The following is a 15,316-nucleotide window of genomic DNA, read 5'->3' as shown; positions in this document are numbered from 1 at the left end:
CCCCGATTTTTGAGCCACGACCGCGCAATGAACGCCAAGGCACCTGAGCCCAACGAAGACGATATCTCGGCCTCTGAAGAGTGGCTTTATGAGGTTCGCAAAAAAATCTACTCCCGCTCGGTCACCGGCTGGTTCAACAACTGGCGTGTGTTCATGGTGGTGTTCACGCAGGCGCTGTTCTACGGGCTGCCCTGGCTGCGATGGGATGGCAGGCAGGCGGTGCTGCTCGATCTGTCCACCCGCAAGTTCTATTTCTTCGGCATGATCCTGTGGCCGCAGGACGTGATCTTTCTCGCCCTGCTGCTGATCATTTCCGCCTACGGGCTGTTCCTGTTCACGGCCATCGCCGGGCGTCTGTTCTGCGGCTATGCCTGTCCGCAGACGGTCTACACCGAAATTTTCATGTGGATCGAACGCAAGGTCGAGGGAGATCGTCTGGCGCGCATCCGTCTGGACGGTTCGGACTGGAACGCAAAAAAAATCAGCAAAAAAGCCCTCAAGCACGGCCTGTGGATCGCAGTGGCCCTGTGGACGGGGTTCACCTTCGTCGGCTACTTCACGCCCATCCTGGCGCTGGCAGGGCAGGTGATGAGTCTGAGCCTGAGCCCCTGGCAGACCTTCTGGATTCTGTTCTACGGCTTCGCCACGTATGGCAATGCCGGATTCATGCGCGAGCAGGTGTGCAAATACATGTGTCCCTACGCGCGCTTCCAGTCGGTCATGATCGACAAGGACACCCTGATCGTCACCTACGACACCGAGCGTGGCGAGCCGCGGGGAAAGCGCGGCAAGAATGTCGATCCGCGTGCGCAGGGCAAGGGGGATTGCGTGGACTGCAGCATCTGCGTGCAGGTCTGTCCGACCGGCATCGACATCCGCGATGGGCTGCAGTACATGTGCATCGGCTGCGGTGCCTGTGTGGACGCATGTGATCAGGTGATGGACAAGGTGGGCTATCCGCGCGGCCTGATTCGTTACTCCAGCGAAAACGCGCTGAAGAACAAGTGGACCAAGCGCCAGCAGTGGGCGCATCTGTTCCGCCCGCGCATTCTCATTTACTCGGCGCTGCTGTTGGTCATGGTGGGGCTATTCGTTGGCGGCCTGGCCACGCGCGATCCGCTGAAGATGAACATCATGCGCGATCGCGGGGTACTCTCGCGCGAGATCCCGGGCGGCTTGGTGGAAAACATCTATCAGATCCAGTTGATGAACACCACGGAAACCGCAAGGAAGATCCGCATCGAGGTCAAGGGAATCGACGGCGTCGCTGTGCATGACCGCAATGTCTACGAGGTGCCGGCGTCGACCAATATCCTGGAACCGCTGGAAGTCACCATCCCGGTCGACAATGCGAAAAAAGGCATCTACAAGATCGACATCACCGCCGTGTCAGAGGATGCAACGCCGATTTCCGCATCCAGCAAAACCACATTCATCGTGCCCTGAGCGCACGCCTCACCGGAGTTGACATGCACGCCGCCGCCCCCCGCCCCTGGTACCGCGAACCCTGGCCCTGGTTTCTCATTACCTTGCCCCTGATCGCGGTGGTCGCCAGTTTCTACACCATCTATCTTGCAACGCGCGCCCCGGACAGTCTGGTGACCGATCACTACTACAAGAAGGGACTCGCTGTTGGCGGGGATATTCAGCGCGAGCGGCATGCGCAGGCTCTGCATCTCACCGGGGTCATGTCGGTTGCAGCAGGGCGCATTGATCTGAAACTCAATCAGCCCATTGCGCAGCACACCCTGCGTCTGACGCTGCGCCATCCCCTGTCGAATCAGAAGGATGTGCAGATCGATCTGCATCGCAACGCCTCGGGGCTTTACAGCGCGTTTTCTCCGCCTCTGGAAGCCGTGCGCTACCGGGTGCACGTCGAAACCGCAGATTGGCGCCTGGCGGGCGTGTGGGTTCCCGGAACGATGCTGACACTTGAGCCGGGCGTTTAGGGCAACACTGAATCAGTCCTTGTGATGATGTGCGCCGGGCGGCGGGATGGGATGCAAGGCGCACACCACAGCCATAGCCCGAGCTATGGCGAGGATGTGCAACGCCGCAGACCGCCTGCAGGCCGGATGCGCAGCGCGCAGGGGACTTGTTCAGTGTTGCCTTAACTAAAAAGGGCTCCGCATGGAGCCCTTGTGCCAAAGGCAAAAGAGAGCCGCTGAACTGCCGACAAGCTCTCAGCTCTGCGGCATGAGAAGTTCTGCCAGGGCCTTGCGATCGGTGATGCGGATCTGGCGTTGCGCCACATGAATCAGTCCGGCGGAGTGGAACTTGGACATCAGGCGGCTGACCGTCTCCAGTTTCAGACCGAGGTAACTGCCGATTTCTTCCCGGCTCATGCGCAGCACAAACTCATCGGGCGAGAGGCCGCGCGCCTTGAAGCGCTCGGACAGATCGAGCAAAAACCGTGCGAGCCGCTCATCGGCGTGCATGCTGCCCAGAGAAAACTGGTCTTGCTGCGCTCGGATGAGCTTGTTGCCGACGATGCAGTGCAATTGATGTTGCAGCGAGGGCAGATCGCGGGTGGTGGTTTCCAGGGCGCGCAGATCGATTTCGCAGGCCTCGCTGTCTTCGAGTGCCACGGTGTCGGTGAAGTAGGTATGCTGGCCCAATCCTTCCAGACCCATCAGTTCACCCGGAATGTGGAAGCCGACAATCTGCTCACGGCCATCCGGGCTGGTGACATATGACTTGAACGAGCCTGCATGCACCGAATAGACCTTGGTCATCGACTGGCCGGCACTGAACAGCATCTCGCCCTTCTGCACGCGGACGGTGGCCTGGATCACGTCGCGGATGCGCCCCATTTCCGACGGTTGCAGCGCGATCGGCAAACAGAATTTGCTTTGAAAGCACACATCGCAGGGATGGGGTTTTTCCATCTGCGTGGCGGTTGGAGTCGGGGTCGATTTCATAAATTGCGATGTTGCGATATTTGCTTCGATTGGTGTTTGCAGAATACAGCAGAATGCGATGAATACAACCATTCCACTGACCCTTTTGTTGATGGGGCTCACGGGCGGGCTGCACTGCGCGGCGATGTGCGGCGGTTTGGTCGTGGCGTCCGAACGGGCCCAGTCCGAGCATGTGCTGCTCCCTGCACGGCGGCTTTTTCTCAATCAGGTGCAATTGCAGAGCGCACGGGTGTTGTCCTACGCCATTCTGGGGGGAATCGCCGGGCTGATCGGCGCGGGCGTTTGGGCCGCCAGCGCGCGTCCTGTGCAACTGACTTTGTTCACCCTGGGCAATCTGGTGCTGGTTGCCGTCGGGCTGTGGATGGTGCTGCAGCAGGTGGCTTCTCCGCGCTGGATGGCCTGGCAGCAGAAATGGGTCGGCGGTGGCTGGCTCGGGCGCGGCCTCACGCGGCTGACGCAGCCGCTGCTGTCGCGGCTGCTGCCGTTCAATACCCTGCCCAAGCGGATTGCTGCCGGCTTGCTCTGGGGGCTGTTGCCCTGCGGGTTGGTGTACTCGGCGCTGTCTCTTGCCTTTCTCAGCGCCACGGCCTGGGAAGGTGCGCTGGCCATGCTGGCCTTCGGTCTGGGAACGCTGCCGCACATGTTGTTTGCCGGTCACACCCTGCGGTGGATCAGCCAGCGAACCAACCAACGCTGGTTTCATATCGCCGCGGGGACCGTGTTGCTGTTGTTCGCCGCCTACGGATTCTGGAAACTGTTCAACGCCAGCACCGAGTTGCCCATGGGGGGTTGCGCCTGAGAGGGGTCAGGTGATGTCGAAGGTGTGGATCTGGAAGCGCCCGGCGCGCTGATCTGCGAAGTAGCGCTTCAGGGTTTGCGCCACACTGCGAAAGGCGATCTGTTCCCAAGGAATATCGGCCTCATGGAACAGTTTCACTTCCAGGCTTTCCTCGCCAGCCAGCCATCGCGGCTGGGCGAGCTGCCCACGGTAGAAGAAATACACCTGACTGGCGGGCAGCACATTGATGACCGCGTACAGCCCGCCGAGTGTCACCTCCGCGCCAGCCTCTTCGCGGGTTTCGCGCAGGGCACCGCCTTCAGTGCTCTCGCCCAGCTCCATGAAGCCAGCGGGCAAGGTCCACAGCCCGTAACGCGGTTCGATCGCACGTCGGCAAAGCAACACCTGTTGCTCCCAGGCTGGAATGGTGCCAACGATGTTGCGCGGATTCTCGTACTGGATATGGCCGCAGGCTGGACAGACGGCGCGAGGCCGGGAGTCGCCCTCGGGCACGCGGTAAGTGACTGCTGCGCCGCAGGCAGTGCAATGGCGGATGGGCGGGTTGTGCATGGGATGAGTGGACAGGTCAGACGCCAGCTTATTGCGAAACCCGGCGCGGTGAAACCTCGGACTTGTGCTTTCAGACCGAGATGCCGCTGAACGGCTTGACCTCGGTCAGAACGAAGCTGGATTTCACATCTTCCACGCTTTCGTGCTTGAGCAGGGTTTCGAGCACGAAATGGGCGTAGTGTTCCATGTCCTGCACATGCACGCGCAGCAGGTAGTCCATCTCCCCGGTCATCGCCAGACATTCCACCACCTCGGGCCAGCCCTGCACCGCGGCGCGGAACAGCTCCTGCGGCGAGCGCTGGCTGTTGGCGCGGTGTTTTTCCAGGCGCACGCTCAGCAGTGCGCTCAACCCCAGCCCGAGGGCGCGTGGGCTGACCACCGCACGGTAGCCTTCGACGACGCCAATCTGCTCGAGCCGTCGGATGCGCCGCTGCACCGCCGAGGCCGACAGGCCGATCTGCTCGGCCAGCCGCTCCTGCGTGAGCCGTGCATCCTGCTGCAGGAGGGCCAGCAGCTTGCGGTCGATACGGTCGAGCGCGTCGGGCGAGGGCTTGCGCATGGCAGTCTCACAAATCGGTGCGCACCGCCCACAGCTCGGGGAACAGCACCGTGTCGAGCATGTTGCGCAGGTAGGACACCCCGCTGGTGCCGCCGGTGCCGCGCTTGAAGCCGATGATCCGCTCGACCGTGGTGACATGGCGAAAGCGCCACAGCCGTAATGCATCCTCCAGGTCGACCAGTTCTTCGCCCAGTTGGTACAGATCCCAGTGCGGCTCCGGCGCGCGGTACACGGTCAGCCAGGCCTGCCGCACGGTGTCGCTGGCGGTGTAGGGCTGGGTCCAGTCGCGCTCGAGGTGGTCTTGTGCGATCGGCAGGCCGCGGCGGGCGAGCAGTTGCAGGGTTTGGTCGTACAGGCTGGGCGCGCGCCACGCGGCGTCGACCGCGGCGAGCCGGTCTGGCCGGTGGGCGTGCGGGCGCAGCATGGCCGCGTTCTTGTTGCCCAGCGCAAACTCGATGCAGCGGTATTGCCAGCTCTGGAAGCCGCTGGACGATGCCAGATACGGCCGCAGCGCGGTGTATTCGCTCGGGGTCATGGTCGCGAGCACGTCCCAGGCGTGCACCAGCTGCTCCAGGATGCGCGACACGCGCGACAGCATCTTGAATGCAGCGGGCAGCGCGTCGGTGCGGATCTGGTCACGCGCGGCATGCAGTTCGTGCAGCATCAGTTTCATCCACAGCTCGCTGGTCTGGTGCTGGATGATGAACAGCATCTCGTTGTGCGCGCCAGACAGCGGGTGTTGCGCGTCGAGCAGGGCGTCGAGATGCAGATAGTCGCCGTAGCTCATCGACTCTGAAAAATCGAGTTTTGCGCCCTCTGCGTGAAGCTGCGCCTCGCCGCGAGCGGGTTGCTGTGCGGTGCTCATGTCACGGCCGCCTTGCGGGCATGGCGTGCCTCGCGCCAGATGCCGCGGTCGAGCACCTCGCGCAGCGCCTGCACCGCGTCGAACACGTCGACGAAGCGCAGGTACAGCGGGGTGAAGCCGAAGCGCAGCAGATCGGGATCGCCGTGCGCGCTGTCTCCGGCGCGGAAGTCGCCGATCACGCCGCGCTCGATCAGCGCCTGCATCACCGCGTAGCCGTCGCCGTCGAAGGTCAGCGACACCTGGCTGCCGCGCCGCTCGGGCTCGATCGGGGTGGCGATCGTCACCGGGTGTGCGCCGAGTTGCTGCTGCACCAGGCGGATGAACAGATCGCTCAAGGCCAGCGACTTGCGCCGCAGCGCGGTCATGCCGCCCAGCGGCTCGGCAGCGAGCACCGTGTCCACGCCACACTCCAGCGCGGCCAGCGACAGCAGGGTCGGGGTGCCGCAGAGGTAGCGGGCGATGCCTTGCGCCGGCTGGTAGTCCGGGGTGAACACGAAAGGCGCAGCATGTCCGTGCCAGCCGGAGAGCGGCTGCTGCACTCGGTCGACATGGCGTGCATGTACCCAGACGAAAGCGGGCGCGCCCGGACCGCCGTTGAGATATTTATAGCCGCAGCCGATGGCGAAATCGGCTTGCGCGCCGTTGAGATCGACCGGCACCGCGCCGGCCGAATGCGCCAGGTCCCACACCGTCAACGCGCCTGCGGCATGGGCAGCGGCCGTGACTGCGGCCATGTCGTGCAGCGCGCCGCTGCGGTAGTTCACCTGGGTGAGCAACAGCACGGCGACATCGTCGCGCAGGCGGCTCGCGGCCTGGCCCTGTTCGACCAGTTCGAGTCGTGCGCCGTACTGCGCGGCGAGCGACTGCGCGATGTACAGATCGGTCGGGAAATTCTCGCGCTCGGAGACGATGACGCGGCGCTGCGGCGCGTCGATGCGGGCGATGGATAGCGCCGTACTGAGCACCTTGTACAGATTGATCGAGGAGGAATCGGTCACCACCAGTTCGTTCGGTGCGGCGCCGACCAGGCGGGCGATCTTGTCGCCCAGGCGCTGCGGCAGGCCGATCCAGCCCGCCGTGTTCCAGCTGCGGATCAGCCCCTGCCCCCATTCGTCGGCGATCACCTGCTGCACGCGGGCTGCAGTGGCGCGGGGCAGAGCGCCGAGCGAGTTGCCGTCGAGATAGATCGCACCGTCCGGCAGAACGAACTGCTTGCGCAGCGCGGCCAGGGGATCGTCGGCGTCGAGCGCGCTGCAGTCTGTGCGTTGGATCAGGGTCATGGCGATTGCGCGGGAGAGGGGGCGGGGGAAACGGGGCGGCGCAGCACCGCGCGCACCGGCGAGGCGCAGGCGCCCAGCAGCTTGAGCGGCAGGGCGATGAGTTCGTAGTCGCCCTCGGGCACGTCGTCGAGCACCAGGTTTTCGAGCACGCGCAGATCGTGGCGCAGCAGGCGGGAGTGACTGTCCAGGGTCTTGCTGCTTGCCGGGTCGACAGAGGGCGTGTCCAGGCCGATCAGCCGCACGCCATGCGCGGCCAGCCAGTCCACGGTGTCGGGCGCGAATGCGGCGAATTGCGCCGACCAGACCGTCAGCGCCTGGCGGCGGGTGCGCACCAGCACCCGCGGCGGAAGGTCGGCCTGCGCATGCAGGAGATGACGCACTGCGATCAGATCTTCGCAGTCCAGCGCGTGGATCACGCGGCAGGGGCCGAGGTAAGGCGCGAGATCGACCGTGTCGATGCTCGGGGCGTGGTTCGCGTAATGCAGCGGCGCGTCGGCGTGCGCGCCGACATGCGGCGACATCCGCACCGCGCTGAGGTTGACTGGGCAGCCGGGGCCGAGCCGGGCGGTCCACTCCAGGCTGTAGGGAGCGTCACCCGGGAAGATCGGGGCGGACGGGGAGATGGTGGGCGAGATGTCCCACAAGCGGGTCATGGCGCGGCGCTCGGGTGCTTGGATGCGGCTTTGCGGATGTGTGCAGCTTAGGCCATGCTATTGCGGAAACCGCGCAGGATTTACCCGAATCGGTTAGAAAACACGCGCAGAACGACGAAAACCTGCGCAGGCCAGCGCCTACATTGTGTGCACCCGCAAACCAGGAGCACATCGCATGGACACCGCGTCTTCCTCGAACCCCATGGGCACCGACGGCTTCGAGTTCGTCGAATATGCCGCGCCCGACCCGGCCCAGCTCGGCGCGCTGTTCCAGCAACTCGGCTTCAAGGCCATCGCCCGGCATCGCCACAAGGACGTGACGCTGTGGCGGCAGGGCGGCATCCATTTCATCGTCAACGCCGAACCCGATTCGTTCGCGCAGCGCTTTGCGCGGCTGCACGGCCCGAGCATTTGCGCGATTGCGTTTCGCGTCAACGACGCGGCTGCGGCGTACCGCCGCGCGCTGGAACTCGGCGCCTGGGGATTCGATGCGCACAGCGGCCCGATGGAGCTCAACATCCCGGCGATCAAGGGCATCGGCGACAGCCTGATCTATTTCGTCGACCGCTGGCGCGGCAAGGGCGGGCGCAACGGCGGCATCGGCGACATCTCGATCTACGACGTCGATTTCGAGCCGCTCGACGGCGCTGGGGCCGAGCACCTTGGCGCCGGGCTGACCACGATCGACCACCTCACGCACAACGTGCACAGAGGCCGCATGGGCGAGTGGGCCGACTTCTATACCCGGCTGTTCAATTTCCGCGAGATTCGGTATTTCGACATCGAGGGGCAGGTGACCGGAGTCAAGAGCAAGGCGATGACCAGCCCGTGCGGCAAGATCCGCATTCCGATCAACGAGGAGGGGCAGGAACGGGCCGGGCAGATTCAGGAATACCTCGACCGCTATCACGGCGAGGGCATCCAGCACATTGCCCTGGCAACCGACGACATTTTCGCCACGGTCGAGGCCTTGCGCCGCGCCGGGGTGCAGTTTCTCGACACCCCGGACACCTACTACGAACTGCTCGACCGCCGATTGCCCGGGCATGGCGAGGATGTGGCGCGGCTGCGCGCCAACCGCATTCTGCTCGATGGCGCGACCCAGCCGCAGCGCCGACTACTGCTGCAAATCTTCACCCAGACCGTGATCGGCCCGATCTTTTTCGAGATCATCCAGCGCAAGGGCGACCAGGGTTTTGGCGAAGGCAATTTCAAGGCGCTGTTCGAAAGCATCGAACTCGACCAGATGCGCCGCGGTGTGCTGCAGACGCAGCCCGTCTGATCTGCGAGGCTCCCATGTCCAGCGTTCCCGTGACCTATGGCGAAGCCAGCATCACCCCGCGTGGCGACTATACCCATTGCGCCGCGGACTACACCTGCGCGCAGCACTGGGAGCGCTACACACCACAGGAGCATGCGCTGTTTTCCCGGCTGTATGCGCGGCAGATGGCGCTGGTGCCGGGCCGGGCGTGCGATGCGTTCGTGCGCGCGCTGCCCAACTTGCAGGCGCAGGACGGCATTCCGCGGTTCGAGGACATCAACGCGAGCTTGCTGCCGACCACCGGCTGGGAGATCGTCGCGGTGCCCGGGCTGATTCCGGAAGCCGCGTTCTTTTCTCTGCTCAGCCGCCGAAGGTTTCCGGTGACGGTGTGGTTGCGCCGTCCCGAGGAGTTCGACTACATCGTCGAGCCCGACCTGTTCCACGACCTGTTCGGCCACGTGCCGCTGCTGTTCGAGCCGCGCTTTGCCGACTCCATGCAGGCCTTCGGCGCGGGCGGGCTCAAGGCCGACGGGCAACATGCGCTGCAGTATCTGGCGCGGCTGTACTGGTACACGGTCGAGTTCGGCCTGCTGCGCACGCCGCAGGGCCTGCGCATCTACGGGGCGGGCATTCTGTCGTCTGGCGGCGAGATCGAACACAGCCTTTTCAGCCCGCAGGCGCGGCGGCTGCGCTTCGATTTGCTGCGCCTGCTGCGCAGCCGCTACCGCATCGACAGCTTTCAGGCCACCTATTTCATCATCGACGACTTCGAGCAACTGTTCAATGCCACCGCACCCGATTTCACCCCGCTCTACGCCCAGGCCGCAGCGCTGCCCGATATCGCCCCGGGCGTGGTGTTGCCGGGCGAGGTGGTCGAGACGCTGGGCGTCCGTGGCGCGCGCGTTTGAGCATTTGAGCTTGGGTGTACCTCTTCCTCACCCCAACCGCACCCGTGGGAGGGAGCAGGCCTGACGACCTCACTCCGCGTCGGGCTGCCGCGCCGGCGCGGCGCGGGCGAACGCGTCCAGCGTCTCGCATGTGGCGCAGATGCGCTGCACCGTCGGTAGCCCATCCAGGCTGCAGCCAAAGCGCCGGGCGTTGAACACCTGCGGCACCAGGCAGCAATCGGCCAGCGTGGGCGCATCGCCATGGCAGAACCGGCCGGTGCGCGCATCTTGGGCAAGCATTTTTTCGACCGCCTGCAGCCCGCGTTCGACCCAGTGGCAGTACCACTGCGTCTTCTGCGTCTCGCTGAGGCCGAAGCGCTGGGTGAGGTGTTGCAGCACCCGCAGGTTGTTGATCGGGTGGATGTCGCAGGCAATCGTCTGGGCGATGGCGCGGATGCGCGCGCGGTCTGCAGCCTTGCCCGGCAGCAGCGGCGGGGTGGGGTGGGTTTCGTCGAGGTATTCGATGATGGCCAGCGACTGGGTGAGGATTTGCCCGTCGTCGTCCAGCGTTGGCACAGTCTCGTTGGGGTTGAGCGCGGCATAGGCGGGGTCATGCTGCTGGCCGCCGCCTTTGAGCAGATGCACCGGCACCGCATCGAACGCCAGACCCTTGAGATGCAGCGCGATGCGCACGCGGTAGGCCGCGGAGCTGCGGAAATAGGTGTAGAGCTTCATTCCGGCAGCGCCTGCACGCGGTTGTCGATTGCGCCGAACAGGCTCTGCCCGGACGCATCCTGCATGTCGATGCGCACCCGGTCGCCGTCGCGCAGGAACGGCGTGGACGGCGCGCCGTGTTCCAGCGTCTCGTAGGTGCGCGCCTCGGCGATGCAGGCATAGCCCACGCCGCCGTGCTCGATCTTGGAGCCCCACAGCCCGCCTTGCTTGTTCGACACCGTGCCCGCGCCGATGATGCTGCCCGCTGCCAGCCGCCGCGTCTTGGCCGCATGCGCGATCAGCTGGGCGAAGTCGAAGGTCATGTCCACCCCGGCGTTGGGCTGGCCGAACAGCCGGTCGTTGACCCACACCCGCAGCGGCAGATGCAGCTTGTTGTCGCGCCAGGCAGCGCCCAGGGCGTCTGGGGTGATCGCCACCGGGCTGAACGCCGATGCGGGCTTGCTCTGAAAGAAGCCAAAGCCCTTGGCCAGCTCCGCGGGAATGAGATGGCGCAGCGACACGTCGTTGACCAGCAGCACCAGGCGGATGGCCTGCGCCGCCTGCGCGGGCGTGGCGCCCAGCGGCACCTCGCCGGTGATCACCGCGACCTCGGCCTCGAAGTCGATGCCCCAGCTTTCCTTGGCGATGATGGGGTCGCGCGGGCCGATGAAGCTGTCGGAGCCGCCCTGGTACATCAGCGGATCGGTGTAGAAGGTCGCTGGCACCTCCGCATTGCGCGCCTTGCGCACCAGCTCGACATGGTTGAGGTAGGCCGAGCCGTCGGCCCATTGATAGGCGCGCGGCAGCGGGCAGTGGCAGGCAGCGGGGTCGAAGGGCTGCGCGTGGCGCGCCTGCCCGGCCTGCAGCTGCTTTGCGGCATCGCGCAGCAGCGGCGCGCAGCGCTGCCAGTCGTCGAGCGCGGCCTGCAGGGTCGGCGCGATCTCGGGCACGGGCAGGCAGGTGGCCAGGCGCTCGTCGACCACGACCAGCTCGCCGTCGGCAGACGCCGTCTTGAGAGTAGCCAGCCTCACTGGAACATCTCCTTGTAGCGACCGTCATGCATCCAGGCGGCGTGTTTGGGCGCTTTGCGGGTGCGGCTCCATTCTTCGAGCATGTCCCATTTGACCGCGTCGAGCGCGGCGTGCATCTTGGGGTTGGCGGTGTTGCAGGCGAGTTCGAGGCGGTGGCCGTTGGGATCGAAAAAGTAGATCGACTGGAACAGCGCGTGGTCGGTCGGGCCGATCACGTCGATTCCGGCGTCCTGCAGGCGCTGCTTGGCTGCGAGCAGCGCGTCCATCGATTCGACCTCGAGCGCCAGGTGCTGGGTCCAGACCGGGGTGTTGGGGTCGCGGCCCATCGCCGGCTGCGTCGGCAGCTCGAAGAAGGCCAGCACGTTGCCCTGTCCGGCGTCGAGGAAGATGTGCATGTAGGGGTCGGGCTCGCCGGTGGACGGCACGGCATCTTCGGCGATGCACAGCACGAGTTTCATGCCCAGATGCTGCTCGTACCAGCGCGCGGTCTGCAGCGCGTCCTTGCAGCGGTAGGCGACATGATGGATCTTTTGGACCAGCATGATGCGTCTCCTGTTTTGTGATGGACAAACTCTAGTCGCAAAACAGGCGGTTTGCAGGTTCACTGCAGCATGAAGGTCTGATATTCCAGCTTGCGAAACAGCCGCTGCAGCAACAGCATGCCCAGGATCAGGGTGATGAGCAGGGCGACACCGAAGCCGTAGCCGAAAAACGCCGGGCCGAGGTGGATCGAGACGGCGCTGAGCGCAAAGTTGAGTACCGTCAGCGTCGCGGTGATGAAGACCACGTCGCGCCGACGGTCGAGGTAATAGAACACGTTGAGCACGGCCAGCAGCATCACCTGAAAGCTTGCCGCCACGGCCTGCACCAGAAACAGCGGGATGTACAGGCTGCTGATGCCGATCCAGTCAAACAGCGCGGGAACGAAGGTGTAGACCGCCAGCAGCGTGAGCGCCTGCACCTTGAGAATCTGGTAGAGCCCTTCGCGCACCACGCCCTGCATGCCGTCGTGATAGCGGGCGATGTCCTGCAACGCGCCGCCCTCGCGCACTGCGGTGTAGAACTTGTCGTACCACTCGACAAAATCGGTCTCGAACTTGACCAGAAAAATGCCCATGCCGGGGATGACGCACAGATACGCGAGAAACACCGGCAGGTCGTAAATGGTCGAGGCACGCAGCGGGCCGATGACCGGGGTGGACGTGCCCGCGGTAAACCAGAAGGTGAGCTTGTCCGCCCACACGCCGAGGTTGTAGAGCACACCACCGGCGATCAGTGACAGGTACATCTGGCGCGGGCGAAAGCACGCCAGGCTGATGGGACGCTCCACCGGAAAGTTGCGCAGCACCAGCCAGAGCATCAGCACCCACATCACAAACTGGCCACCGAGGAAGCCCAGCAGCAGGCCGTCCAGTCCCCAGGGGCGGGAGAAGTAGGACAGCAGCACCGACATGCCATAGCCCAGCGCGTACAGCCCGACGATGGCGCGGTACTGTTTCAGGCCGGAGAGGAATACCGTGGTGATCCACAGATTCGACAGCAGCGTCAGCCCCACCACGATGAGCACACGGTACAGATTGCTCACGCCGTCAAAGCCCAGCAGCGCCACCAGCCAGCCGAGGATGCCGCTGACCGCCGTGGTCACCAGCACCACGCCGAAATAGGCCGGAGCGATGTCGTCCTTGCGCTTTTCGAACAGCCGGTCGGCCACCCAGCGGGTGAAGCCCAGCTGCAGCCCGCCGGTGAGGATGAGCGAGGCCATGATGAGATAGGTGACCGTCACCTGGAACTGGGTGATGAGCGTGTCCGGCGTGACCACGCCGAGCGACAGCACCCCCACCGCGATCAGGCCGATGATGGAGAACACCCACGGCCCGGAACTGATGATGGACGCGTAGGTGTAGGCGCGCAGCAGCCCGAGATAGGACTCGGTGCGCAGCAGCTTGCGCAGCTCGAAACCGATGCCGGCCATCTAGCTGGCCCCCACGTTCGGGCTGCGCCCTCTCTGCCCCCCGAGGGGGCTGCCGCCGCCTTGAGGCGGCTCGGCGGCGTCGGCGGGTACCCCCACATTCGGGCTGCGTTCCTGCTGCGCCGCGGCGATCGTGCTGTCTCCTCCCCCACTGGGTGGGGGAGGTTGGGAGGGGGAGTCTGGTCCATCGCCGTCTGCATCGAGCGGCGGTTCGCCGCGCAGCCAGGTGGCCACGGCGCCGACATCGTCTGCAAAGCCCGCTGCGCGTGCAGCGCTGCGCTGCAGGGCGTCGTCGTAGACCGCGCGGTATTTGTCGAACATGATGGGCTGGGTGTAGTAGCGCTCCACCCGGGCGATGCCTGCCTGGCTGGCGGCCTGCCAGCGCACGGGATCTCCCAGCAGCTCGGCGCAGGCTTCGCCCAGCGCCTGTGCATCGGCAATGCCGACCACGGCGCCGGAGGCACCCAGCGCCTCGTCTTCCGCGCCGAGGCCGTAGATGAGCTGGCGGCAGGACCCCACGTCGGTTGTCACCGAGGGCACACCACCCGCATAACCTTCGAGCATCACCAGCGGCAGGGCTTCACTGATGGACGACAGCACGACCAGCCCGACCTTGGGCATCAGTTCGGTCAGCCGCTGGAAGCCGAGGAACTTGAGGGTGTCACCCAGTTGCAGGCTGTCGGCCAGCTCGTGACACTCGCGGGCGTACTCCGGGTGTTCGTCCTCCGGCCCGGCGATCCAGCCTTCCAGCCCGGGCAGGCGGTTGCTGGCCACGCGCACCGCGCGGATGAAGGTCTTGATGTCCTTGATCGGCACCACGCGGCCGATCAGACACATCACCAGCGGCGGCGATGGCGGCCGCTGCGCGCGCGTGGCGGCAAACGGCGGCACGTTGATGCCGTTGGCGATGCAGCAGGTGGTGACGGGGTCGGCGCCGTCGGCGATCTGCCGCAGACGATTGGTTTCATACAGCGCGATCACCGGATCGGCCGCGTCGTAGCACATGCGCCCGAGCGACTCGAACAGCCGAATCCACAGCTGGCGAAAATACCCCGCGTCGCCCGCAGTGCGCTCGAGCACCGGGGTGTTGTCGCTGATCCAGCTGGCCGAGAACAGGTCGATGCGCCGCTCCTTGGTGTAGATGCCGTGCTCCGACAGGATCAGCGGCTTGTCGTACAGCCGCGCGAGCACCGCGCCCAGATACCCGGCATAGCCGGTGGAGACCGTGTGATAGACCCTGGCGCGCGGCAATGTGCGGGCCAGCGTCGCCAGGGTCCAGATCGGGGTGTGCATGGTGCGCACCGTCCAGAAATAGTCGACGAAGGACGGGTCGGTGCAGCGCAGCTGGTACTGCTCGGTCAGATACGCCCAGGACTGGTGCGAATGCAAAAAATAATGCAGGTCGAGCTTGTCCTGCATGGCTTCGAGACTGGCGCGCAGCACCTCGGCGCGGCTGGCGCGATCCTTGCCCTCGCGGATCAGGGCGTGCAGCTGCTCGACCAGTTCGGCCGTCCTTGTGTCGCCGCGTTCCTCGCGTGCCGCAGGCAGCACCGCCTCGCTGAACAGGTAGTGATGGGTGAGCCCGACCACATTCGCGGGCATCTGGTAGCGGGCCTTGCCGTAGTCATCCTCGCGCGAGCCGAGAAACACCAGATGAAAGCGCAGGTGGGGAAAGCCGCTGACGATCTGGTGCACCCAGCTCGACACCCCGCCGGACACATAGGGGTAAGTGCCCTCGAGCAGCAGCATGACGTCGATGTCCGCTTCGTCGTCGCGCGGCTGCGGGCGGGTGTCGGTGAAATCGGGCTGGGACATGGCGGTCATGGCG

General features: G+C 65.1%; 16 protein-coding genes. 5 read left to right on the top strand and 11 right to left on the bottom strand.

Annotated elements, in window-relative coordinates; all coding sequences use genetic code 11:
* Window positions 1-27 precede the first annotated feature (27 nt).
* Both ccoG and AC1ZQA_RS11085 read left to right on the top strand, forming a co-directional pair.
* Window positions 28-1,446, top strand: coding sequence for a cytochrome c oxidase accessory protein CcoG (gene ccoG / locus AC1ZQA_RS11090; protein ID WP_482676957.1), 1,419 nt, complete (start codon window positions 28-30; stop codon window positions 1,444-1,446).
* 23 nt (window positions 1,447-1,469) lie between these two features.
* Window positions 1,470-1,949, top strand: coding sequence for a FixH family protein (locus tag AC1ZQA_RS11085; protein ID WP_482676956.1), 480 nt, complete (start codon window positions 1,470-1,472; stop codon window positions 1,947-1,949).
* 234 nt (window positions 1,950-2,183) lie between these two features.
* On the opposite strand, the gene AC1ZQA_RS11080 is transcribed toward AC1ZQA_RS11085, so the two are convergent.
* The gene (locus AC1ZQA_RS11080) at window positions 2,184-2,888 is read right to left on the bottom strand and encodes a helix-turn-helix domain-containing protein (RefSeq protein WP_482676955.1); all 705 of its coding nucleotides are present in this window, start codon (window positions 2,886-2,888) and stop codon (window positions 2,184-2,186) included.
* A gap of 91 nt (window positions 2,889-2,979) precedes the next feature.
* Between AC1ZQA_RS11080 and AC1ZQA_RS11075 the strand changes: the two genes are divergently transcribed.
* Window positions 2,980-3,720 (top strand): sulfite exporter TauE/SafE family protein, encoded by a 741-nt coding sequence (locus tag AC1ZQA_RS11075; RefSeq protein ID WP_482676954.1) that lies wholly within the window; start codon window positions 2,980-2,982, stop codon window positions 3,718-3,720.
* Between the two features lie 6 nt (window positions 3,721-3,726).
* Here the strand turns inward: AC1ZQA_RS11075 and AC1ZQA_RS11070 are convergent, their stop codons facing one another.
* From AC1ZQA_RS11070 to kynB, 5 genes are all read right to left on the bottom strand, one after another.
* A complete protein-coding gene (locus AC1ZQA_RS11070; RefSeq protein ID WP_482676953.1) occupies window positions 3,727-4,269 on the bottom strand; it encodes an NUDIX hydrolase in 543 nt (180 codons plus the stop codon).
* A gap of 70 nt (window positions 4,270-4,339) precedes the next feature.
* On the bottom strand, window positions 4,340-4,828 hold the full coding sequence (locus AC1ZQA_RS11065; protein WP_482676952.1) for an Lrp/AsnC family transcriptional regulator: 489 nt from the start codon (window positions 4,826-4,828) through the stop codon (window positions 4,340-4,342).
* Between the two features lie 7 nt (window positions 4,829-4,835).
* The gene (kynA, locus tag AC1ZQA_RS11060; protein ID WP_482676951.1) at window positions 4,836-5,693 is read right to left on the bottom strand and encodes a tryptophan 2,3-dioxygenase; all 858 of its coding nucleotides are present in this window, start codon (window positions 5,691-5,693) and stop codon (window positions 4,836-4,838) included.
* Window positions 5,690-6,973: a kynureninase gene (gene kynU, locus AC1ZQA_RS11055; protein WP_482676950.1), complete on the bottom strand. Its 1,284-nt coding sequence runs from the start codon at window positions 6,971-6,973 to the stop codon at window positions 5,690-5,692. The genes kynA and kynU overlap by 4 nt, the downstream gene beginning before the upstream one ends.
* Window positions 6,970-7,626, bottom strand: coding sequence for an arylformamidase (gene kynB, locus AC1ZQA_RS11050; RefSeq protein ID WP_482676949.1), 657 nt, complete (start codon window positions 7,624-7,626; stop codon window positions 6,970-6,972). The genes kynU and kynB overlap by 4 nt, the downstream gene beginning before the upstream one ends.
* A 175-nt stretch (window positions 7,627-7,801) precedes the next feature.
* Between kynB and hppD the strand changes: the two genes are divergently transcribed.
* Entirely contained in the window at window positions 7,802-8,908 is a 1,107-nt protein-coding gene (gene hppD, locus AC1ZQA_RS11045) for a 4-hydroxyphenylpyruvate dioxygenase (RefSeq protein WP_482676948.1), read from the top strand.
* Window positions 8,909-8,922: 14 nt separating this feature from the next.
* The gene (phhA, locus tag AC1ZQA_RS11040; RefSeq protein WP_482676947.1) at window positions 8,923-9,795 is read left to right on the top strand and encodes a phenylalanine 4-monooxygenase; all 873 of its coding nucleotides are present in this window, start codon (window positions 8,923-8,925) and stop codon (window positions 9,793-9,795) included.
* A 69-nt stretch (window positions 9,796-9,864) separates the two neighbouring features.
* Here phhA and maiA read toward each other — a convergent pair whose 3' ends face one another.
* From maiA to pelF, 5 genes are read right to left on the bottom strand one after another with little or no spacing between them, the layout of a single operon-like run.
* Entirely contained in the window at window positions 9,865-10,509 is a 645-nt protein-coding gene (gene maiA / locus AC1ZQA_RS11035; protein WP_482676946.1) for a maleylacetoacetate isomerase, read from the bottom strand.
* A complete protein-coding gene (locus AC1ZQA_RS11030) occupies window positions 10,506-11,519 on the bottom strand; it encodes a fumarylacetoacetate hydrolase family protein (RefSeq protein ID WP_482676945.1) in 1,014 nt (337 codons plus the stop codon). The genes maiA and AC1ZQA_RS11030 overlap by 4 nt, the downstream gene beginning before the upstream one ends.
* Window positions 11,516-12,061: a VOC family protein gene (locus tag AC1ZQA_RS11025; protein WP_482676944.1), complete on the bottom strand. Its 546-nt coding sequence runs from the start codon at window positions 12,059-12,061 to the stop codon at window positions 11,516-11,518. The genes AC1ZQA_RS11030 and AC1ZQA_RS11025 overlap by 4 nt, the downstream gene beginning before the upstream one ends.
* 59 nt (window positions 12,062-12,120) lie before the next feature.
* Window positions 12,121-13,491 (bottom strand): exopolysaccharide Pel transporter PelG, encoded by a 1,371-nt coding sequence (pelG, locus tag AC1ZQA_RS11020; protein WP_482676943.1) that lies wholly within the window; start codon window positions 13,489-13,491, stop codon window positions 12,121-12,123.
* On the bottom strand, window positions 13,492-15,303 hold the full coding sequence (gene pelF, locus AC1ZQA_RS11015; RefSeq protein WP_482676942.1) for a GT4 family glycosyltransferase PelF: 1,812 nt from the start codon (window positions 15,301-15,303) through the stop codon (window positions 13,492-13,494). It abuts the gene before it with no gap.
* Window positions 15,304-15,316: the final 13 nt, after the last annotated feature.

The organism is Thiomonas sp. DCM-2, assembly GCF_056820905.1.
Note: the sequence above shows the minus strand (reverse complement) of the source record. Positions and strands in the feature narration are given on the sequence as shown.

What these genes read in the sequence shown, in the direction of transcription:
- ccoG (WP_482676957.1), top strand. Translation starts at nt 28, where the DNA reads ATGAACGCCAAGGCACCTGAGCCCAACGAAGACGATATCTCGGCCTCT.
- AC1ZQA_RS11085 (WP_482676956.1), top strand. Translation starts at nt 1,470, where the DNA reads ATGCACGCCGCCGCCCCCCGCCCCTGGTACCGCGAACCCTGGCCCTGG.
- AC1ZQA_RS11080 (WP_482676955.1), bottom strand. Translation starts at nt 2,888, where the DNA reads ATGGAAAAACCCCATCCCTGCGATGTGTGCTTTCAAAGCAAATTCTGT.
- AC1ZQA_RS11075 (WP_482676954.1), top strand. Translation starts at nt 2,980, where the DNA reads ATGAATACAACCATTCCACTGACCCTTTTGTTGATGGGGCTCACGGGC.
- AC1ZQA_RS11070 (WP_482676953.1), bottom strand. Translation starts at nt 4,269, where the DNA reads ATGCACAACCCGCCCATCCGCCATTGCACTGCCTGCGGCGCAGCAGTC.
- AC1ZQA_RS11065 (WP_482676952.1), bottom strand. Translation starts at nt 4,828, where the DNA reads ATGCGCAAGCCCTCGCCCGACGCGCTCGACCGTATCGACCGCAAGCTG.
- kynA (WP_482676951.1), bottom strand. Translation starts at nt 5,693, where the DNA reads ATGAGCACCGCACAGCAACCCGCTCGCGGCGAGGCGCAGCTTCACGCA.
- kynU (WP_482676950.1), bottom strand. Translation starts at nt 6,973, where the DNA reads ATGACCCTGATCCAACGCACAGACTGCAGCGCGCTCGACGCCGACGAT.
- kynB (WP_482676949.1), bottom strand. Translation starts at nt 7,626, where the DNA reads ATGACCCGCTTGTGGGACATCTCGCCCACCATCTCCCCGTCCGCCCCG.
- hppD (WP_482676948.1), top strand. Translation starts at nt 7,802, where the DNA reads ATGGACACCGCGTCTTCCTCGAACCCCATGGGCACCGACGGCTTCGAG.
- phhA (WP_482676947.1), top strand. Translation starts at nt 8,923, where the DNA reads ATGTCCAGCGTTCCCGTGACCTATGGCGAAGCCAGCATCACCCCGCGT.
- maiA (WP_482676946.1), bottom strand. Translation starts at nt 10,509, where the DNA reads ATGAAGCTCTACACCTATTTCCGCAGCTCCGCGGCCTACCGCGTGCGC.
- AC1ZQA_RS11025 (WP_482676944.1), bottom strand. Translation starts at nt 12,061, where the DNA reads ATGCTGGTCCAAAAGATCCATCATGTCGCCTACCGCTGCAAGGACGCG.
- pelG (WP_482676943.1), bottom strand. Translation starts at nt 13,491, where the DNA reads ATGGCCGGCATCGGTTTCGAGCTGCGCAAGCTGCTGCGCACCGAGTCC.
- pelF (WP_482676942.1), bottom strand. Translation starts at nt 15,303, where the DNA reads ATGTCCCAGCCCGATTTCACCGACACCCGCCCGCAGCCGCGCGACGAC.